The sequence below is a fragment of the Winogradskyella schleiferi genome, assembly GCF_013394655.1.
Taxonomy (GTDB): domain Bacteria; phylum Bacteroidota; class Bacteroidia; order Flavobacteriales; family Flavobacteriaceae; genus Winogradskyella; species Winogradskyella schleiferi.
Map to the genome: position 1 here is coordinate 2,611,283 of NZ_CP053351.1, position 23,147 is coordinate 2,634,429.

The 23,147-nt window shown below is 36.8% G+C and carries 13 protein-coding genes; 4 read left to right on the plus strand and 9 right to left on the minus strand.

Annotation, left to right across the window (positions count from 1 at the left end):
• Positions 1-300 precede the first annotated feature (300 nt).
• The gene (locus HM990_RS11300) at positions 301-1,761 is read right to left on the minus strand and encodes a hypothetical protein (RefSeq protein WP_178989041.1); all 1,461 of its coding nucleotides are present in this window, start codon (positions 1,759-1,761) and stop codon (positions 301-303) included.
• Between the two features lie 240 nt (positions 1,762-2,001).
• Positions 2,002-3,573 (minus strand): T9SS type A sorting domain-containing protein, encoded by a 1,572-nt coding sequence (locus tag HM990_RS11305; protein ID WP_178989042.1) that lies wholly within the window; start codon positions 3,571-3,573, stop codon positions 2,002-2,004.
• A 266-nt stretch (positions 3,574-3,839) separates the two neighbouring features.
• Here HM990_RS11305 and HM990_RS11310 point away from each other — a divergent pair, with 266 nt between their 5' ends.
• A complete protein-coding gene (locus HM990_RS11310) occupies positions 3,840-5,282 on the plus strand; it encodes an SLC13 family permease (RefSeq protein ID WP_178989043.1) in 1,443 nt (480 codons plus the stop codon).
• Positions 5,283-5,321: 39 nt separating this feature from the next.
• Here the strand turns inward: HM990_RS11310 and HM990_RS11315 are convergent, their stop codons facing one another.
• The 4 genes from HM990_RS11315 to HM990_RS11330 form a co-directional block, all read right to left on the minus strand.
• Positions 5,322-6,158 carry an IS3 family transposase gene (locus HM990_RS11315; protein ID WP_178987626.1) on the minus strand — a complete coding sequence of 279 codons (837 nt, stop codon included), beginning with the start codon at positions 6,156-6,158 and terminating at the stop codon, positions 5,322-5,324.
• An 8-nt stretch (positions 6,159-6,166) separates the two neighbouring features.
• Positions 6,167-6,565, minus strand: coding sequence for a transposase (locus tag HM990_RS11320; protein WP_178987625.1), 399 nt, complete (start codon positions 6,563-6,565; stop codon positions 6,167-6,169).
• Between the two features lie 211 nt (positions 6,566-6,776).
• Positions 6,777-7,781: a PorP/SprF family type IX secretion system membrane protein gene (locus HM990_RS11325; RefSeq protein ID WP_178989044.1), complete on the minus strand. Its 1,005-nt coding sequence runs from the start codon at positions 7,779-7,781 to the stop codon at positions 6,777-6,779.
• Positions 7,782-7,788: 7 nt separating this feature from the next.
• Positions 7,789-13,464, minus strand: a complete 5,676-nt coding sequence (locus HM990_RS11330) for a PKD domain-containing protein (protein WP_178989045.1) — start codon at positions 13,462-13,464, stop codon at positions 7,789-7,791.
• Positions 13,465-13,923: 459 nt separating this feature from the next.
• Here HM990_RS11330 and HM990_RS11335 point away from each other — a divergent pair, with 459 nt between their 5' ends.
• Entirely contained in the window at positions 13,924-14,658 is a 735-nt protein-coding gene (locus tag HM990_RS11335) for a hypothetical protein (RefSeq protein WP_178989046.1), read from the plus strand.
• Between the two features lie 221 nt (positions 14,659-14,879).
• A complete protein-coding gene (locus tag HM990_RS11340; protein WP_178989047.1) occupies positions 14,880-17,594 on the plus strand; it encodes a LamG-like jellyroll fold domain-containing protein in 2,715 nt (904 codons plus the stop codon).
• A gap of 228 nt (positions 17,595-17,822) precedes the next feature.
• On the opposite strand, the gene hisS is transcribed toward HM990_RS11340, so the two are convergent.
• Entirely contained in the window at positions 17,823-19,463 is a 1,641-nt protein-coding gene (hisS, locus tag HM990_RS11345; protein WP_178989048.1) for a histidine--tRNA ligase, read from the minus strand.
• Between the two features lie 218 nt (positions 19,464-19,681).
• Between hisS and HM990_RS11350 the strand changes: the two genes are divergently transcribed.
• Entirely contained in the window at positions 19,682-20,923 is a 1,242-nt protein-coding gene (locus HM990_RS11350) for an ABC transporter permease (RefSeq protein WP_178989049.1), read from the plus strand.
• 792 nt (positions 20,924-21,715) lie between these two features.
• Here the strand turns inward: HM990_RS11350 and HM990_RS11355 are convergent.
• Both HM990_RS11355 and HM990_RS11360 read right to left on the minus strand, forming a co-directional pair.
• Positions 21,716-22,189, minus strand: coding sequence for a DUF6495 family protein (locus tag HM990_RS11355; RefSeq protein WP_178989050.1), 474 nt, complete (start codon positions 22,187-22,189; stop codon positions 21,716-21,718).
• Positions 22,190-22,214: 25 nt separating this feature from the next.
• Complete coding sequence (locus HM990_RS11360) at positions 22,215-23,084, minus strand: glycerophosphodiester phosphodiesterase family protein (RefSeq protein WP_178989051.1); 870 nt, start codon at positions 23,082-23,084, stop codon at positions 22,215-22,217.
• Positions 23,085-23,147 lie beyond the last annotated feature (63 nt).

A 23,147-nucleotide genomic window follows, 5' to 3' on the forward strand; every position in this document is an offset into this window, starting at 1 on the left:
TTTAGATTAATGAATGTTTTTTTAATTGTAAACCACTGGTTTGTTTTATTTTACATCCACTAAATTACAGCAAGAGCTCCGTTTTTTTGATGGAATGATGTGAATGGCTAAATTTTGGTATTGAAATGGGTTGTTTTTGAATTAAAGAAAACCCAAAACATCCAGAAACCGGCTGTTCAATGGTTCTAAAGTCCGTTTCGGGTTTATGAGTGCATTACCTTTGGATTGTCCTTGCAAGAAAACACAAAAAAGCCTTCGATAGTTCATACCGAAGGCTTTTAATTAGATTTAGCAAAGTATTTAGTTCACTATTAAATTGTAAGAAGTCACTAAAAATTGTTCATCACTCAAAGATGTTTTTCTTACATAGATTTCTATATAATCATTCTTCTCCACATTAACGGTTCCAATAATTGAAGCCGATTGTCTAGCGTTGGTTTGAATCACATCGACTATAGTTTCTGTTCCTGTCACTTTAGCACCGTTTTTATAGATAGAGAATCCTAATCGAGTGTCAGCAGTCGCTGTGAAAGAGATTGTTGCAAAAATATTTAGAGATCGTCTTGTTTCACCTTCATATACAATACGGTTATCACTATTTGCGCCTGTACCTTCTGCCATTCTAAAAAGTCTAATCGCCTCTGTATATACAGGAAGTTTAAAAGGTGTTGCATTGGTAATGTTAACTATAGGAGCACCATTATCCTCATCATAGTATAAGTTACCAGAGCTGGCGTCATCATTTTCCCTTGGGATACCAGGTGCACTTACAGACCAATCATTATTAAAATTATAATCGAGATAAGCCCCTGTGGTATAGCCTTTGATATATCCTGAAGGTGCTGTTGTCGTTCCTGTAAATACGGTTCCCTGCAAAATACCAGTCCCAACGTTAAGACTGCCACTGCTGACATCTATAGCTATATCGGATCCATTTACCCTACTAAAACCACTAACTTTTTCTATTAACCCGAAGTTACCAGAGAAGGTTTCGAAAGTGCCATTGTTACTGCTTAACCATGCTTGATTATTCAATAACAAATTGCCAATGTCAGAATAGGTTATTCCATTCGTATTATTTATGAATTGAATGATATTACCAAAAAATAATCCCAATCCTGAAACGCTTCCTACACTTGAAGTCATTCCATCGATTAATACATTTTGAACTATAAGCGTTGCAGACGTTGCCAAACCTGGACCTGTAATTTCAAATGCCTTAGTGCCTTTTAAAGTCAAATTTCTAACACTTCCACCTGTACTGCCTTCAAAAACAACACCAGTTGCTGAAAGTACATCTTCAAAAGCATCTAGGCCCGAAATATAGGCGTTGTTTAAATCAATAGGCGCCGATAAGGTAATAGTCCCATTGATTTCATAATAGGTGTTTTCGTCCAGTTGATAACTCGTTCCGCCTCCTGCAGTTAATTCTGGACCTAAATCGTCGGCAGATTTGATAAGTTTGTAATTATTTCTTTTAACGGCGTTGCTATTTGCTAATTCTACCCAAGTGCTAGTGGTGGAATTATAATAATAAAACGCCTCTACGTCCGTGTCAAAAACCAATAGGCTTTCTGCAGGACTAATAATGGCTTCGCGTTCTAAGGTAGTCATGCGCGGTGCTAACAAACCTTTAGAGTTCGAATTTAAATCCAAAAGCGACGACGCATCTGGTTGATCTGTACCGATTCCTACTTGTGCAGTAGCTAATCCGGTAATGGTAAGTAATAAACTAAAAAGTAAGGTTTTAAAATGTCTCATAAAATTAGGGGTGTGAGTTTAATATATATTTGGGGTAAATGAATGGTGATCATCTTGAATGATCGTTTTTATTATTGTTTTGAGTACGTATTCATAATGAAGTATCGATTGAAAGTGGTCTTAAAACCAACAGGCTTAGTTCTGTTTTTATTTGCAGTGTTCGACCACAGTTTTAGTAATCTTTCCTAATATGGCGTGTCTTTTGCGATATCTAAAGTGACTAAAACCGTGAATTACAACTTAGTTAATAATCACTTTTTTGGATTGCTGTTGTACTTTATTATTTAACTTAACGACGTAAATGCCTTGGCTTAAACTCGCCGTATCTATGGTGTTTTTGTCCGATGCTTCTTTTAAAACGGAAGAAAGCACTAAACGTCCTTGAATATCGTAAACCGAGACGTCCGTATCTGCTAGAAGTAGTCCGTTGATAAAAAGGGTCTGCTGGCTTGCAAAGATTTGTAAGTTTTCGCTTTTTAAGTCTGAAATTGATAGCGACGTGTTTTCAAATCTCAGGAAAAAGCGTCCAGTACCAGAAATAGCGTTGTTTGCGGTAAATGAATAGCTATTAGCATTCAATAAGGTAAAGGTATTGGTTTGGGCATCTTCTAAATAAACGTCAACCTCATTTGGCAAGGTAGAGGCTTCAATACTGAATGTAATTTGCTGTCCTTGCGCTGTTTTTAGTCCTAGAGGAATACTAACATCGTTTTGTGTATGAAGTCCTAGACTTTGAATAGCCATATTATTGCCTTGGTTATTGTCAACCAAATGAGAATAAACCATCAAATTATTACCACCTCCGTAAAGCATGGCATCGTATCCAGGATCTAAACCTGCAGTTGAATTCGCATTAAAGTAAATTTCTGTTGCAAAATTTTCGGTACCATTTTCAACTTGAAGGCGTAACATTTGATTTTGATTGGCGCTTCTACCTAATATAAAATCATCCGTTCCATCAAAACTTCTCATAGCTGTAGTAAAGCTTATTTGGTTTGTTGGTTCCACAGGATCATTTGCGACTAAGAAGCCCTGACCTGGCGCAATATTGATGTCTGTATTAGTAAGTGCATTAATAATGGTAAAATTACCAAAGGTTCCAGCACCTGTATCGGTATTCGTGCCACTATTATAAGCATATATAGCTTGTGCGTTAGGGTCTAAGACGGCAGCATTTGCAGATAGAAAAGCTTGCGAATCTATATAGGTTGGGTAGGGATTACCTACGGAGTTCCATCGGTTATTATTTGTAGATATGTCAACAGTTTCTGATACCGTAGATACTGTACCCGTAAATCTCACGGTCTGTCCACTATAACTTCCAGCTCTGTAACCTACGGCTCTCTCAAGTATAACACCACCATCTGTCGCTGTATTATAATTGGTGTAGGATTGGTTTGTGTTATTATAAGGTCCAAAAGCAAATAGCGTTGGGATAGATGGTGCATTTGGAATAATAGCTGAATTGGCGTTTGTACCATCAGTATACTCTAAAAAATCAGCAAACGTAACGTCCGCTGTGGTCTTTACGGGTAAAGAAATAAGATCGTTTCCATATTGGCTTGACGAACCTATTTGGTTAACATAACGATCATAATTCACAACGATAGAAGCCTCTAAATCGTCGTTTAGAAACAAGCATGCAAAGCGGTCTGATGTAGATTTAAGGTTGACTTCTGATGCTGAAAGTTTGGTGTCTGATGACACGATTACTGAAGTACCTGCACTGATATGCATCGTACGAGAGGAGTCTTGTGCTTTTGTAACATAACAAAAAGCCACAGCAAATGCTGTAAGGTAAAATAGTTTCATTTTTAGTAGTTTTGGGATTACAAAAAAACAGAACTAACAATAATTATTAGAATTAAATTTAAAAAGTTATTAACATTTTATACCTGTATTTCCAGAGACTTAAGCTTGAAAAGTAAGAAAAATTACAGATTTCACCTAAGCTCTTAAATTGATATGTCGAGTTAATACAATATCTTGAGGGAGAAATATACTTGAAAATGAGAATCCATAATAAATAGGAAAAAGATTACTATATAATAACACTAACCTTTCGTTTAAAAAACTTAATGAAAACAACCAAACAAATCATAGGCCTCTTTTTAGGCCCACTTTTATTTATTGGCATTAAAGTATTTTTTCATCCTGAAGGTTTGAATGATGCGGCCAATGCCATTTTAGCATCAACCGCCTGGATTGCTGTTTGGTGGATTACCGAGGCTATTTCCATATCAGTCACGGCTTTACTGCCTATTGTTTTATTCCCTTTATCTGGTGGTATTTCCATAGGTGAAACTACGGCGTCTTATGGGCACAAATATATCTTTCTATTTCTCGGCGGTTTTATACTCGCCATCGACATTGAAAAATGGAACTTGCACAAACGCATCGCCTTAAATATCATTAAACTGGTGGGCACCAATGTAAGCCGAATTATCCTCGGCTTTATGATTGCCACTGCTTTGTTATCCATGTGGATTTCCAACACGGCTACGGCTGTTATGATTTTGCCTGTAGGTATTGCTATTGTATTGCAACTTCAGGATAATCCCAATACCAAGGCCAATGAAAATCTAATCTTCGGAAAAGCATTGATGTTGGCTATTGCCTATAGTGCTTCCATTGGAGGTATGGCCACCCTTATTGGAACACCTCCAAATTTAGTTTTGGCTGGTGTGGTGGAAAGCACCTATAATACCGAAATCACTTTTTCACAATGGTTTATGTTTGGGTTTCCCATCAGTATAGTGCTGTTATTCATATGTTGGTTTTACTTAACCCGATTTGCTTTTAAGTTTGAACAAAAAGAGTTTCCTGGAGGCCGAAAAGAAATTGAAAAACAACTCAATGCTTTAGGCAAAATGGCTTATGAAGAGAAAGCGGTGTTAGTGGTATTTATTAGCGCTGTTATCGCGTGGATTGGTAGATCGTTTATACTCTCTAAATGGTTACCTGCCATTGATGATACTATTATTGCGATAATGGCGTCCTTGGTATTATTTTTAATTCCAAACCGTAAAAAAACCGATGCACTGATATCATGGTCAGATGCTGTAAAGTTACCTTGGGGCATACTATTGTTATTTGGTGGTGGTATGGCATTAGCCACCGGTTTTGAGACTAGTGGATTAGCGGCCTGGCTTGGCAATCAATTAACCTCTTTGATTGGCGTTTCCGTTTTTATATTACTATTGGTATTGATTGTTTCCGTAAACTTTTTAACCGAAATAACCTCCAACATGGCAACGACGGCCATGCTTTTACCAGTGTTGGTGGCCTTAGCTGCAGTGCTCAATATTCACCCTTATATATTATTGGTCAGTGCCACCTTAGCTGCTTCTTGCGCCTTTATGCTTCCGGTAGCTACACCGCCTAATGCTGTGGTATTTGGTTCAGGCTATTTGAAAATAGAAGATATGGTGAAGAAAGGGATTTGGATGAATGTGATTTCGATAATCCTGGTTACGCTAATTGTTTATTTTGTTTTGCCTTTGGTTTGGGATTTGGGGTAGTTCTCAGTCTGTACTTCCCTGAATAGAGTTGACCGTTTTTTAGTTATTTACTTCATTGTTAAAAATAGTCATTATGGGTCTATTTTTTGGTTTTAAGGTTGACCAATATTTCTCAAAATTGTCTGGGCTCATTTTTGGTAAACTTTTATGTGTTCTTTTTTCATTATAATTCTTAACTGCTTTTGCTACACATTTTTTTAATTGAAAGAAGGTTTCTGGTTTCCAATAATCTAAATATTCTTCTTTTATAGTTCTATTGATTCGTTCTGCATATGCATTGTCCAGTCCACTTAAAGACATACTTATCTTAGTGCCATTGCTTACCAGTAAGTCTATGTATTTACTGTAAGTGTATTGGCTTCCCCTGTCCGAGTTATGGATCTCGGGTGCATTATTTTCCTTGATTGCCATTTTAAGTGCTTCTACATTCGCTTGCGCTCTCATGTTATCAGATACGATAAACCCAACAATCTTTTTTGTATAAACATCTATTATAAACACAGCGTAATAGTGTTTTCCGTTGAGCGGCAGATAGGTTATGTCCGATTGCCATACCACGTTTGGTGCGTTTACCCTTAGACCTTTTATTAGGTTGGGATAAAACTTTTTACCTGCTATTGTTGTGCGTTTATAATTCCTTTTCTTTTTAATTCTGTAACCAAGACCCATCATGGTTTCTATAAAACGGTCTCGACCTATAAAATCCGGATCTAATATATTGTACATCTTTTCTACTCCACAACCAGGATGATCCTCCCGAAGATCATCTGCCTCTAATATTAATTGAGACACTCGACTATCGAAAACCGCTTGCCGCTTTGCATACTGGTTAACGGCTTGTTTACTGATGCCTATGGTTTTATAAAGCTGGTTCATACTAAAACTTAGTGTTTCTTTATGTGTTCTGAACCAGTTGATTGCGGAGTGTTGGAATTTTTTTTGATATCTATACTTAAATCGTCTTCTGCAATATCAATTAGCTTCTCCAAATAATCTATCTTTATCTGTTTACGCCCAACTATGGCTTCAAGCTCTTTTATTCGGGCTTGTTGTTCTTTCATCTTTTGGGCACTACTGTTTTTCATCTCTACAACTCTTGAACCTTTTTCGTTAAAGGTAGAAAATTTATGGATCCAACTGTAAATTGATGTATTGCTTATGTTGTGTAATTTTTCCAATTGAGGCACGCTAAATTGACCAGATTCAAAATCTTTTACGATTTGTCGTTTAAATTCTTCAGAATAAATTCGTTTCTTTTTTAATAGTTTAATGTTTGCTTTCATAAGTTTACACTTTGTTTAAAGTGGTCAACCTATACTAGGGACATACAGTCTTCACTGTTCGGTGTTCAGTATGCAGTGATCAGTCTTCCGTCTTCCATCTGTCTTCAGTCTTACATCATCAGCATAAAGTGTAAAGTGTAGGTCGTAATGTATTATTTTGAATTCAGTTTTCAATACTCAGTCTCCCCTCTCACCTCTCACCCACTTCTTTTTACCGCTTTCGATTACGATTCGTTGGGCAGCTTCTACAGCGCGACATATAGGTTAGTGAGAACTCATACACGCCATTGGTATTTCCGATTTTTGAAATATTGGCATCGTAGGATAAGCCGAATCTAAAATTGGTGTATTCCAAGCCTAGAAAACCATTTAGTGAGGTGACCAAATGACTGTTATTATCATTTCGAGCTGGATTTGTAGCCGCAGTAACACCCAATAAAAACTGATTCACCTGAAACAGCGTACCCACATCCAAACGATTATACTGGCCTTGCTGCATGTAGTTGAACGTCATCATCATATTATAATCAATCATGAACGGAAAACGGTAATTAGCATGAATGGAATAGAATATATCCAATGGTACATTTTGATCCCTTAAGAAGGAAATATTCGGTCGGTTGAGGTGTTTGGCGGAAATTCCAAACCAATAAGTGTCACCATTGTAACCTTGTTTTTCAAACACAAATCCTGACGACACATCAAAAAAGAATACATTTTCGGTATTGCCACTAAAGGGATCTACAGATACTGGTGCAATAACGCCTGTATTAATATTAATTTGATCGGCAAGCGTTAAACTTTTAAAGCCGATATCCTTAAAGCCAAAGCCCACCTCAAGTGCTGGTCTAAAAAACCATCCGCCATTAAGATTCACACGATGCATGTAATTGACATTCGCCTGATAAAAATTATAATTGCTGAAAGATTCATTTTGCCAGAGCGCACTAAATCCTATCCCTGAACCTGAACTGTTTCTGTTTTCGTAGGATTTATTGATATAGAAATATTGTGTACTCACCCTTAAATCTAAATTGGGCCATTGCGTACGTGTTAGGATGCCGGCACTGATTCTGTCATTATCCTCAAAGCCTGAAAACCCAGGATTTATCGTTTCTTGTATATAGTTCGATTGCGTAAATATAGGATCTTGGGCCTTAGCATTCAACCCTAATAAAACCGCTATAATAATTGTGATCTGTGTTCTGATTGTCATGTTGGTTTTATTTGATAAATACAAAAGCGCCTTGTTTTTTAACATCGTTTCCGTAGAAGGTCTTGGCCGTAAATGTGTAATAGTAATTACCGTTTTCAGCTTCTTCATCCTTTACTTTGCCGTCCCAACCTCTAATGGCATCTCCAGTTTCATTATAAATGAGGCTTCCCCAAGTGTCGTACACATTCATTTCCAAATTACTAAGGCCAATGGAAACAGGTCCGAAGAAATCATTGATACCATCTTCATTCGGTGTAAATGCATCTGGCATTACCAATTTATAACCTTCCTCAATGATGAGTGTTATTGTCCTTTCGTACACACAACCATAAGGATACGTGACCGTTTGCTTTACGACATAGCTGCCAGGTGTAAAATAGGTATGAAATGGATTTTCTTCTCCTGAAAAACTGCCATCGCCAAAGTCCCAAAGGATGGTTTCGTAATTTCCTGTTGCCGCATTGATGAATTCAATAGGATCTTGAATCGCATATACACCATAGTTTAAATAGCCGAAGGACGTCGTTTCAAAATCGGCATCGCCTAAAATGGTTAATTCTACATTAAAGGTATAATTTGTTGAACAACCAAAACTGTCGGTCACATCTAAAACCACTAAACCATTTTCGTCAGTGGTCATAAATTCATTATTAAGACCGCTTACGGTTCCGTTGGACCAATTATATTGGAATGGTGGCACACCGCCACTTGCAATGGCTACAAAAGTCTGCTCAATAGTTTTGGTATCACAATTCACATCCACTTGCTCTTCAACATTTAAAACCAAAGGTTCAAAACGGGTTACTTCCCAACTGCCTTCAATCATACAACCATTGGCATCCGTAACCGTGGCGATATAGGTGTTTGGTGGAATATCGATTAAATCTTCCGTAAGCGCTCCATTGGACCAAACCACATCAAAAGGAGGCGTGCCTCCTTGTATTAGCAAATTAATCGCTCCACTATTGGTGTCTTCACAATCCAAAGCATTGGTAATGGTTGCAGAAACCGCTAATGGTAAGACATTGTTAATGGTAAAACTTTCTTGAATAACGCAAGGCACACCATCCGTTATGGTTACGGTATATGTTCCTGGCGCTAAATTATTTCGTTCTGTACCTGCTGTAGCATCATCGTCCCAAACAAGTGTTACAGGATCAATGCCACCGACAAAATTCAAGGTGATACTCGCATCATTTTCGCCTGCACAAGACATTTGTGTGATTTCAGGGTCGATTAAAAATACAGGAGGTTCATCAATAATCACTGGAAACTGCCGTTCACAATTTTCAGCATCTGTTATGGTTATTGTATAAGTCCCACCCGATAAATTCGTCTGACTATTTCCAGTGCCTAAATTGCTCCAGCCTATCGTATAAGGCGCCACACCTCCCGAAATTGAATTAATTGTTATGGAGCCATCATTATCTCCATAACAAAAAATTTGGTTCACACTAAGATCTATTTCGATTTCGTCATTTTGCAGGATTTCCACTTCTAAAGTATCTGTACAGCCCGAATTATCGGTAACGGTAAGGTTATAAATCCCTGCAATTAAGGTATCAATATTCTGATTATTACTTGAAAAACTATTTGGTCCAGTCCAAGCAAAACTATAAGCGGTTCGGCCGCCTATGACATTTACATTTATTAGTCCTGTGGCATCGCCAAAACAAAGGACATCAGTTTTAGTATCTAGCGTAACTTCCAATTCGTCTGGCTCTTGAATGCCGAAACTGATTTGTATAGGGCCGCAATTATTAGCATCAGTTACTACGATTGTATAGATTCCGGGTCCTAAATCCGCTAAATCTTCATCCGTCGAAAATGGTACGCCATCTAAAGTCCAATTATAGACATAAGGAGGTGTTCCTCCAGCAATATCAATTCCTATTTCCCCATCATCTGCTTGAAAACAAGAAATGGTTTCAGGGTTAAAATCCACGCTACTGAATACAAGCTCATCAGGTTCGGTAATGGTTATATTTTCTGAATATGGACAACCACCATCGTCTTCAATATTTAAGGTGTATTCACCAGCTTCAAGATTAAAAATATCTTCGTCATTACTCATGAAACCATTAGGTCCTGACCAAGTGATGTTATAAGCATTTCCTGTTGTAAAAGGCACGCCACCAACAATACTGATGTCTATGGATGCCGTATTGACTTGATAACATAAATTCTGGGTGACAGAAGACGTTACAGAAATGGAAGGGTTAACCGTTACCACCACTTCAAAATCCAACCCTGGACAGTTTCCTGAGATTGGCGTTACCGTATACGTTACCGTCGCTGGACTCGTAGTTGTATTCTCTAAAAATTGAGACACCGTAGCTATTGGTGTCAACTGTTCAGTTGCGCCTGTAATGCTTCCTGCAGGACTCACTACTGGAGTCGTCCATGTGTATAACGTATTTAAAGGCACAATATCACCCGTATTAGTTGTATCTGGTACAAATTCGAAGGTATTTCCACTACAAATCAACGCTGCTGAATCCTCAATAATCGGCGTTTCATTGACTATGATTTCTGCTGTATTGGATATTATTTCGGTACAACCGCCAGAACTAAAGGTAATAATCGCATAATAATATAAAGTTCCTGTCACATTGACCTCAGGATTATACGTATCTGATGTTGCGCCTGCAATAGGCGTTCCGGTTGTGGTATCATTTGCAGGATTCAGATACCACTGGTATGCCGCTGTTCCTGTACCGTTAGTATAAGCTACATTCAATGCAACCGTAGTTTCTCCCAAACATAATTCATCTGAAATAGGTTGTGCGCTAAATTGAGCACCAGCGCTAATCTCAACCTCAGCAATGGCACTTGTAACTTCACAACCTGAAACATCTTGTGTAATGATACAGTAATAATAAAGTGTTCCGACGGTAGTTCCTGGAGGCGTATAGGTACTTGAAATCGCTCCAGCAATCAACGTTCCAGAGGTTGTATTATTTGACGTATTTGCATACCATTGGTAAGATAGCGTACCTAACCCATCTGCAATTATAACTTCTAAATCCTGAACCGTTGAATTCTGACATAAACTTTGAAAATCTAAGGGTTGTGTAGTTACCACTGGGTCATCAACCACCTCAATTTCTGAAACGTCACTTACAAGTGCTGAACAGCCATTGGAAACAAAAGAAATTTCAACATAATAATAAAAGGTCCCGACAGTATTGAATGCAGGAGGTGTATAAGTTGAAGCTGTAGCTCCCGAAATTAGTGTACCTCCAGAATTACTATTTGTGGCATTACTAAACCATTGGTATGAAGCCGTTCCTGATCCTCCAGAAACGCTAACAGATAGGTCTTCTGAACTTCCTCCCTCACAAATCGATTGTGCAGCTAATGGCTGCGTGTCAATTTGTGGCGCATTGGCAACTTCAATTTCTGCGGTATCAGATAAAATCTGATTACAACCACCTGAAGAAAACGTTATAATCACATAATAATAAGTGATGCCCACTGTATCTGTTGGTGGTGAGAATGTTGCAGACATTGCTCCCACAATCGCCGTTCCGGATGTGGTATCGTTAACCGAGTTTTCATACCATTGATATACCGGAGTTCCAGTGCCTTGGTAAGCCACTGATAAATCAGCTGTGGTCCCATTTTGGCAAACACCATCTGATATCGGTTGCATAGTTATCAAAGGCGCAGGTTCTACAATAATAAGAAAATCGACTGGCATGCCTTCACATCCATCAATCTCTGGTGTCACTGTATATGCTAAGGTAATTTGATTCGTTGTCGTATTAATTATGGTTCGCGCCGGAATGGTGTTTGACGTTCCGTTTGGTGCATAACCTGTAAGTCCTGCAGGCGCATTAGATACCCAACTAAATGTGGTGCTGGCATCATCTGAAGTCAAATTGATAGCTGTTGTGGATGCCCCTGAACAAATGGTTTGGGACGTATCCGTATTTGTAATGGTAGGAGAATTGTTAATAGAAAACATTTCTGTTTCCGTAGTTGTTCCGCAGTTATTGGTTACACTGAAGGTGATGGTATAATCTCCGACAGTGGTGTATGCTATGATTCCAGGATCCAATTGATCTGAAGTGGCCGGCGAACCTCCAGGAAACGACCAACTATAGGTTACGGTATCTGAAGCAGGTGAACAGGTATCCACAACGGCAACTGGATTAAACGTAAGCGAACCGCAGGCATCTTCAATAGGATCTAATGTTACGGTTGGTGGTTGTTTTACTTCTATAAATTGAGAGGTTGAAAAGTCGCCACATGAATTTGTAGCGGTCATGATAAGTTCGTATGTTCCTGCGGTGTCAAATTGGAAAGAAGGATTCTTTGAGTTTTCGTCCGTACCATTTGTAAAACTCCAAGTTTCAGACGTCCCACAGAATTCAGAGGTGTAGATGACTTCCCATAGATAAGTTGGTACTATACAACTGACAGATTCATCTGTAGCGTTTGTCGTCGTAACGGATAATGGCGAACAGCCCTCATCTACATCTGTGGAGAAAACAGGGTTTAGCGGTCCTTCGATACATATTTGTTGGGTGACTGGATCTGTTTCACCGCAATAATTCTCAGCATATAATGAAATGGTAAAAGTTCCTGATGTTGTATAGGTGTGTACTGGTTCAAAAACCGTATACGTCGTCCCATCTCCCATATCCCAAAACCAGTTGGCATCTGTTGTACAGTTAATATTGAATCCGCTTGTAGATGTGTTCGTAATTGGAACATTTACATTTATACACGCACTTGGATCGATATCAAAGCTCACATCTGGTTTTTTATAAACCGTAATAGGACCTGCCGTTAAATTAGACGTTCCACATGATGTTATAATATCTAAAAGAATGGTATAACTAAAGTTTGGACAATTAGATTCCGTATAAGTGTGTGGAATAGGAAAATTGTCTGATGCAGCCGGATTTGCGCTATTGTAATATATTGAAGATTCTAAATCGTCTTGAGTTAAAATAAATGTTGTACCATCACCAAAATCAATATCATATAATGTATCAGGTGGATTTTCTCCCCAAGTACTAATTTCAAATTGCAATGGATTTACGGGCAAACATAAATCTACTGTGCTTCCAGGCGTTATGATTCCTCCTGTAGGATTACTTGAGTTTCTTACCAGATATGCTTTATTGGTCACACATCCATTAGTCCCTGTTGCACTAATTACCATATTAAATGAGCCTAACACTTGGTAGGTATGTGAAATAGGAAATGTTATATTACTTTCTGAATTTCCATCGCCCCAATTTATCGAATACGATGCCACGCAGCTACTTGAAGCTGGATCTAACTCAACTGTCATCGCATAATCCACAGCGGTAGCATTACAATTTTCAAAAGGTGTTCCAAAATTAGCATCAGGATCTATAAAATCAATAGAGGGTCTTCGTTTTATTGTTATGGTTTCGGAAGTTGTGCTTACCTCTCCATTGTCATCTGTTACGGTAAGTGATACATTAAAATTTTGGCTTCCACACCCAAAAGCTTGAAAGGCATGATTTGGATTGGCTTGCGTAGAAGTGCCTCCATCACCAAAATTCCATGCATATTGAAACGGGCCATCTCCAGTTACTGTAGAATTAAAGGATACACTTTGACCAGAACAGACATTGTTATTGTTAAAAACAAAACTCACATCTGGTGGTGCTGCATAAGTTCCGATGTTTTTAGTCGCCATGGTTTTATTCAAAGCGATGGCAGAACTAATGATAAGGAAAAAAACAATTAAAAAGTGGATGTGTTTAGTATGCTTCATAATACAATAATGAGCTTGCAATTGGTTGGTTATTTCTTAACAGTGTCAATTTTATTAGCCATCAAGTTTTTGTGCAGAATACTATAAAAAAGACCAATGCTCAACAGCAGGCCATATTGAATTTTCCCCATAAATATGTAATAGCTAATTACTTAAAGATTTTCAAAATAGTTAAATTCTTGTTAATCTAATCTTGAATTTTTTATCTTTTCGATAAGATTATACTTATACTCCTTGAATTGCACATTACAACTCAAAAAAGTAGATGATTTTGTAAATTACCTATTTTAAATCCAGTTTTAAAATACCTAATACTAGGTATTTTGATACCTTTAGAACAGTAATAATCCAGACTTAGTTAACCAATTAAAACTTAAAATAATGCCTATTCAAGATCTTCAGCATTCCGATTATAGAATTCGCAAGCTTATTGGTTCGTTAGGTTTGGCGCTTCCTATTTTGCTTCCTATAGCTTCAAATCAATTTTTAGCTTCCATTAGTCATTATTACTATTCAACATTATCCTCGTTGTTATTTATAATTATTCTTTCGGCTTTTGGTTTGTTCCTAATTTCTTATAAAGGCTATAAAAAGGATATTGAAACCGAAACTATTAGTGATGACTTTTTAACCAACATCGGCGGATTTGCCGCTTTAATTGTCGTTTTCATACCTACCGTTTGCGAGGAGAGTATGAGCACTTACATTTCATTACTTTGTGAAAATGAGAATTTACCGCTTTTTGGTCACAACAATCCAACCTTAGGCACTATTCACTTGGTAAGTGCAGGTGTTTTTATCTTCTGTATGGGTTGGATGTCGAAATATAAATTTACCAGAGGGCGTAACACCAAATTCAACACCCTATACAGACGTTGCGGAACTATCGTTTTTATCGCTGTGGCACTTATTATAGTTGGTGTTATTCTGGAAAAATTACATATTGATTTTTTCATTAACAATTATTATGTTTTTATTTTCGAAACTGTTGCTGTCTTTGCTTTTGGCGTGTCTTGGTTAGTAAAAGGTAAAGCCATTGAAAATATTGTGGCCTTTAAAAACGAGGTCGTGGGCACATCGGAAAATGATAATACCGAAAACAAAGAAGATTCATAAACTTACTTCCAAACAGCCACTGAAAACAATACCAATTTTAACTTCTTACTAAAATTATTTGTTTGATCATACAAATCATTGATTACTGATATCGGTTGATTGGTGTATACCAAACTATAAATATTTACAAAAAATTACATTTAATCCGATTTATTTGCATTTTATAGATAATTTATATATGTTTGTCGGGTAATTTAGTCCCAAACTAAAAAAACCTACTTATGAGAGCTTTAACCAACCATGCTCAAAGACTGTATATATTTTATGGTGTATTCTTTTTGTTTACAAGCTTCTCGTTTGCACAAAACTTTTTTAACACCACTGATGCTTCAAACAGGTTTGATTCAAGCACCACTTTAGACGGAAAATTCCAGCTTTATTTTGACGGCATTGATGATTATGTTGAAGATGAATCATTACTAAGCGGATTAACAGAAGTTTCGCTAATGGGATGGATAAAAATTGATCGAACAGGTTTGGGAAATCAAATTCTATTTGGACAAGACAATTTCTCCTTTAGAATACGGGGTAATAGACGTTTATTGATCAAAGCAAATAACACAAGTTTATTACACAATATCACCTTACCCACAAGTCAATGGATTCATATTGGTGCCACTTATAGTGACTCATCAAATAGTCTTAAACTTTACATTAATGGAAAAGAAGTCAACAGCACAACTATCGATGGAGCTTTAGTTACCGATTCCACACCTTTTTATCTTGGTAGAAAACATTATGGATTGGATTATTGGCATTTTAAAGGTCATATGGATGAAGTACGACTTTTTAACAAAGCACTTACAAGTGACGACATTCAAAAAATCGTATATCAAGAAATTGAAAACAATGGAGACGTTCGCGGTACAGAAATCCCAAGAGACATCAATAATCTGTCTTGGTCCAATCTTATTAAATACTATCGTCTAGATAGTTATAGAGGAAATATAACCGATAACTTAACCACACCAGACATTGATTTTTTTACAGGAGCAACCCTTCACAATATGGATCTCACTCAAATTGAGCCACAATCCGCACCAATGCCATTTATTACACAACGTAGTGGGAATCTTCAAACAGCATTAACCAATTCAGCAAACGGTGTTAATGGAAATGATGCTGTGACCTACGATTGGTCTATTGTTAGGATTGTGCACAATGATGTTTCTTTCGATTCCAGACAAAAGCATTTAGGTTTATTTGTAAATGAAATCGATACCAATTCCAATCCTATAGAATATCATGTTACTAATGACTCTGAACTTAATGTGTCTTGGTATTTAAAACTTGATGGTTTTATTGATCTCGAAGGGGAATCACAATTGGTACAATGCGACGATAGCATCCTAGAACCTACAAGCATTGGTAAAATTGAATGCGACCAGCAAGGCACTGCAGATACTTTTACATATAATTATTGGTCTTCTCCCGTAAAAATTCAAAATTCAACTTCCGATAATTTTCGGATTAGGGATGTGATGAGAGACGGTTCAGAGCCTGATAACCCTGTTGATATTAACTTTTCATCTTCAGGATATAATGGATCCGCTACCACACCAATAAAGATTGCAGATTATTGGATTTGGAAATATGCTAATTTTCCAGCAGGAACCTATTCAGCTTGGCAACATTTAAGACGAACAGGAACCATTCTTCCTGGAGAAGGCTATACCATGAAAGGTCCAGGAACAGGCGGTATAGGAGAACATCAAAATTACGTTTTTGAAGGCCTACCAAATAATGGCGATATCAATCTCACCTTGGCAACGGATAGTGATTATCTGGTTGGAAACCCTTATCCATCTGCTATAGATGCGGATCAATTTATTAAAGATAATGGTCCGGAATTGGGCTACGACAACAGACCCTTAGCAGGTTCTACGCCTTTAATTAGTGGTACACTTTATTTCTGGGAACATTGGGGCGGAGGATCGCATATGCTACAAGATTACCAAGGTGGTTATTCCACATATAACTTATCTGGCGCTGTAAAGGCAGCTTACAAAAGTAGCCTCAACCCAAATGATGCAGCAGACGGCTTTCTAACAAAACGACCAGGACGCTATATTCCTGTTGGTCAAGGCTTCTTTGTTACTGGAAATGACTCAGGCGTTATAAATTTCAACAATAGACAACGTGTTTTCAAAAGAGAAAATAGTTCTTCAGTATTTATGCGTAATTCTGTGAATCCGACTTCTGAAAACAGTGAAGACTCCGAAGACCAACCTTTAGAAGAAGACCTTAGAATGAAATTCAGAATAGGATTCAAGTCTGTTAATACCATTCGTCGCCAACTTTTATTAACCATAGATGAAAATACCACACCAGATGTCGACTGGGCTTATGATGGTGAAATAAATGAAAACCAAATTGATGACATGTATTGGCTCATAAACGATGACGCTTATATAATTCAAGCGAGTAATGAAGCCGAAATTTCTACGGTTTATCCTTTAGGACTTAAATCGGACAGCGATGGCACCAACACCATAATGCTTGAAGCGTTAGAGCACGTGCCTGATGATCTGAATGTTTATTTACACGACATCGATTTAGACCTCTATCATGACTTAAGAGCGAGTAATTATGATATTTTCTTAAATGCCGGTCAATATCATAATCGCTTTGAAATTACATTCGGTACGTCTGAAGACATATTAGGTATCGAAGACCAAACTTCAAATAGCATTGATGTATTGTATTCTAATAGCCTTGAAAAAATTGTAGTGGTTAATCCTAATCAAGTTGATCTTAAATCCATGACTTTGTTCAATATGTTAGGTCAATCCGTTTACAGAATTGATAAGCTAGAACAACGTAATTACTCAGAATACAAAATACATAATCTCAGTGCAGGAACATATATCATCAAATTACAAACCGCAACGGATGCTGCCATAAGTAAAAAGATAATGCTACCAATTAAACTTTAAATTGGTAAAATGAATTAGTTGATTGTTTTTAGTTAGTGATTAGAAAGTCTCAGTTTCTCATATTTGCTGAGACTTTCTTTATTGGAGATGTTTTAGTCCTTAGTTTTCAGTCTTAAGTGTTCAATGTTCAGTTGGCAGTTTTCAGTTTGTGTTATAGCTTTTAGATAGCGTCTAGATATTAGTCTTCGGTTTGTACTTTCTCACCTCTCACCTCTCATCTCTAAAAACCTAATTCCCCAACAATTCCACCAACGCAGGAAACTCAACTTTATGTTGTTCGCCTGAAGCCATATTCTTTAAAGTAAAGACACCAGATTTCAGTTCCTCTTCTCCAACCAAAACCACAAACGGAATGTTACGACGGTTCGCGTAATTCATCTGTTTTTTCATTTTAGCTGCATCCGGATATAATTCTGCTTTGACACCTGCTTGTCTCAATTTTGTAACGGCTTGCAAACAGGCCATCGCTTCTTTCTCTCCAAAATTGATAAAGATCACTTTAGTTGATTCTGCTATGGTTGCTGGAAATAAATCCAACTCTTCCAAAACCAAATAAATACGGTCCAGTCCAAAACTGATTCCAACGCCACTCATATCATTGAGACCAAAGATTCCGGTCAAATCATCATAGCGACCGCCTCCACCAATAGAGCCCATTTTTACACCTTCTGGTGCTGAGACTTCAAAAATGGCACCAGTATAATAGTTTAGACCTCTTGCTAAAGTCACGTCTAGTTGTAAGGTTGCTGTTTTAAGTTTTAATGTTGAAATTGCCGTATTTATAAATTCGAGCTCTTCGATGCCTTTTAACCCAATTTCAGATGAACCCAGAATTCCTTTTAGACTTTCAATTTGGTTTGTAAAATCTCCTTTAAGTGTAAATAACGGTTGAAGCTTAGAAATACCTTCTTCGGAAATACCTTTGCTTCGCATTTCTTCTTTTACCTTCTCCTCGCCTATTTTATCCAATTTATCTAAAGCGACCGTAAAATCAATCAATTTATCTTGTGCACCAATCACTTCGGCGATGCCAGAAAGGATTTTACGATTGTTGATTTTGATGGTCACCCCTTCTAATTTTAAAGCTGAAAACACCGCATCATAAAGCTGAACAAATTCCACTTCTTGAAACAAGGATTTTGAACCGACCACATCAGCATCACATTGAAAAAACTCTCTAAAACGTCCTTTTTGCGGACGGTCTGCACGCCAAACCGGTTGAATTTGGTAGCGCTTGAATGGGAATTCAATTTCGTTTTGGTGTTGGACAACGTAGCGAGCGAAAGGGACTGTGAGGTCGTAACGCAGGGCTTTTTCTGAGATTATAGAAGTTACATCTTTAGATTTGATATTCAAAAGTTGGTTAGCATAAATCATACCCAAGGACCTATTTCTTTCTTCTTCATCTATTTCTTTATAACTAGCATGAATTAGGGAAAACACATTTTGTAACACCTCATCAGAAGGTAAGTTATTTAAAAGCTTATTATTACCTTCAGACTTTATTGCGTCCTTAAACTTTTCTACAAATTCAAACCTAGAGTTTCTAGAATTCCATTCAGTTCTATCTTCTTCTTTTTCTGAGATTGCACGATAAAAGACTTCACCACCTCTTATTGCAGTATCAATTCCTTTTCTTACATCATCAAAATATTCACCACTATTCAAAATCTTAAAAATCAACCGATCACCTTCATCTCCATATTTTCCCATTAAGGTGTCAGAGTTTTCAAAGCTTGGTGTTTCAATAGGTTGAAATCCATAGACCTGAAACTGTTCCTTAATCGTTTCCATGATATAAGAACGCTTTGCCACTTCTTCTGCGTTAAAATCTCTTGTGCCTTTTGGTATGCTTGGTTTTTGTGCCATATTATTTCCTGCGAAGGCAGGAATCTTATTAATGAAACTTTAGTTAAAAATTGAACTCAACTGTCATACTGAGCGCAGAAACTCTGGGTTTCTATTATTTGGTCACAAAAATATTATAATTTTTAGAGGTCTGACTAAGATAATTGGATTTTATAGTAACTTTATCGTGTTTAGGTAGTCTTATGTTTTAAACCACCCAACAAACTTGAAATAAAACTATGTTTTCATTAGCTAGAGAAAATATTAGAATTGCCTTCGATTCTATAAAAAGCCAATTGCTACGTACCATTTTAACGATTTTAATTATCGCCATTGGTATTATGGCTTTGGTCGGCATTTTGAGTGGTGTATCTGCTTTAGAAAACACGATTACCAGTAACTTCTCTTCCATGGGTTCCAATACTTTTAATGTTCAACGTTACGAATTCACAAACCAACGCCAGAGCAGTCGAGAGCGCCAAAAAATTAATCCTGTAATCGATTATCGAAATGTGAAGGATTTTGAGGACAATTATAATTTTCCGTTTACAAAAGTGGCTGTGTCTTTCACGGGAACAATGACTGCCGAAGTAAAGTATGAAAACAAAAAAACAGATCCTGAAGTTGGTGTTTTTGGAGTTAATGAATTTTACATTGAAAACTCAGGATTGGAAATTGAAAACGGTCGTTCTCTAAATGTATTTGATGTTGATAATAGCAATGCCGTTTGTGTCATTGGTAGTGATTTGCAAAAAGCACTGTTTCCTGTTGAGAATCCGGTTGGAAAAACCATAAGTATTCGTGGCGCTAAATTTAAGGTGGTTGGCGTGTTGAAGGAAAAGGGTTCGACGTTTGGGAACAATCAAGATTTGCGTGTGTTTATGCCTATTCAAAAAGCACGTTCCATGTTTACCAATCCTAATATTAATTACAGCTTAAGTGTAAAAGTGGATAAGACTGATATGCTGGAAGCTGCACAAGAAGATGCCATCTTAACGTTTCGAAATATTAGAGGTCTCAATCCTATTGAAGATAATGATTTTGGTATTGAGCGTAGTGAAGATTTGCTCAACCAAGTCGCGCAAAATACGGCAGCACTTTATGTGGCAGCTTGGATTATTAGTATTATTACCATTTTTGGTTCTACCATTGCCTTAATGAATATTATGCTGGTTTCGGTAAGCGAACGTACAAGGGAAATTGGCGTCCGTAAAGCACTTGGCGCGAAGAGCAAGACCATAGCATTTCAATTTTTTATGGAAACCATAATTATAGGTCAACTTGGCGGTATTTTAGGGACTATTCTAGGGATTTTAATTGGTCTGGCCGTTGCCAAAGGCTTTGATCTTGAATTTTCCACACCTTGGGTCGCGATGATTTGGGCGACGAGTATTGCCTTTATTGTGGCTGTGGTTTCTGGGCTTTATCCTGCTACTAAAGCTGCTCGATTAGATCCTATTGAGAGTTTGCGATATGAATAACAAGAATTTCTTTGGAAAAAGGAATCTACTAATGCGTGTTTTCTTAAACGCACTTCAAATTTACCAACGGCATATATCTCGTTTCATCTTGATACAATAAAGAGTAATCTGATATTTTTAATGTTTTTATTAGCCTTTTATGCAGTTCTTTACTTGACATACCTTCAAATTCGAGAATTTCTTCAAAATAGACACTCTCGTTTTCATCAAGTTTATAACTTTTGTCTTGTGCTGACAATCCTGAAAAAACCAATAACATAAATATCATTATCGAAATACTCTTTATATCAATTCATTTAATTATTTGATTTCAAATATATTGAAAATATTTTATCCGAATTATTGCTAACAAATTCCTTTTAGCTTTACTAAACTTTACAACCATGCAGGCAAGACTATTGATGATCAAATTCCAGTACTATTCCAGATTTAATTAATTATTGTGCAATAGTAAAAGTTATTAATTTAATTCTACAAACTTAAATAGACTTAATTTTATCATTTTCAATGTTCATTTTGTGTTGATACAAAACGAACCAAAAAATCATTTTGAAATGAGGAATTTTCTATCCCTTAAAAGGAATAAAAACTAAAAATAAAATCTAAATTTTCTCCAAGGCTTCAAAAATTCTTAACGATTTTATTTTTATATTCTCCATTTCAAAGGTCAATGAAACATTGATATAGGACTTGAATTTTTACTTGAAGCCGTATAAATCCGAAAGATTTTCACTTATTTTCCGTCTTCCGTCTTTCGTCTTCCGTCTTTTCCCAATCTTCTTTCTCTTTTCTTTACCCTTTTACTAAATTAGCAAAATACTCAAACAACTCGCCTTTAGTGATATTTGCGCCAGATTGGATCATTTTGAAAATATCTAAATGCTTATCATCTGAATACTCTTTTTTCGCATTGAAGAATTCAACGGAATCCGACAGCAAATTATCCCGTAACCAATTGAAACCTTCTTTGGTTGTCAAATCCACGGTTTCTTTATCTATTCTTAAGGCAATTAATCGCATGTGTTTTTCATTGCATTGAAAAAGATGGATTTGTTGTGGCGAAATATGTTCTAAATACTCAACCTTGCCCAAAACACCGAGCCAAACTAAATCGCTGAATACGTCTAATTCTTGTTCAGCTACTTCTGGTTTGTTCTTCTTTATGTCTTCCCACTCATCAGCTGTAATAGATTGTGTGGCTAAAAAATTGATGAATTCTTTGTGTAATTCTTCAAATTGTTCTTTTGTTAATCTTGAATATTTCATGTTTAGTAAATTATTCTTTTTAAAATTAATTTATGGCTTTGAAAGCTTCGAATGGCCTATCGGTTGCTATAATGTCAGCACCATTGGTTTTCCATTTGCGGTATAACTTGTCTCCCCTAGCTTCTGCACGTTTATCTAAGTTGCCTAAAGTTCCTAGCATACACACCACATTGTTATGATGTAATCGCTTAAAAAGTGACGCTTCTGATAACCGTGTCCCTGTAAACGCTAACATATTTTGCGTTGGAATTCCTGATTTTAAGAGTCGGTCAAATTCATCATTATTTCTCGCTGCAACAGAAATTAATAACTCTGGTGCTAATTTATAAGCCGATTTTGCCTGTTTAATATCATAGGTAATGATGATACTGATATCTTCCGCTTTTGCTTCCCTAATTGTATTTATAACCGTTTCCTGACTCACGCTTTTTTTGATATCTATGGTTAAAATAACATTGTTTTTTTTACACCATGCTAATACTTCCGAAAATAACGGAACTTTAAACTCAGTTTCATTTCCGAAATCATCCAGTAAATTAAACTGCTTCAATTCATTATAAGTTAAGTCGCTTACTTTTCCGTTTCCTGCTGTGGTTCTATCAATTGAATTATCGTGTAACAATACGAGTTGACCATCTTTAGTTTGTGCGACATCAACTTCGTAGATTGCAAAGATACTATCATTAATATACTCTAGAGTTTCTAAACAATTTTCAGGATAATTAACTAGTCCTTTGCCGCCACGATGTACACTAATATTTGGATAATCGGACCGTGAAGGCTTGAATAGCTCAATTAGTTTGGACTCTTGAACTTCGGTCGATGTGTGTTGTGGTTTTGATTGTTTACAACCAACAATAGCACAAAGTGTAATAATTAAAAGCAAATGTTTCATTTGGGGAACTTTAAAAACTTGTTCAGGTTTAGCAGACATAAAGGATTGTATCTGTAACCTAAA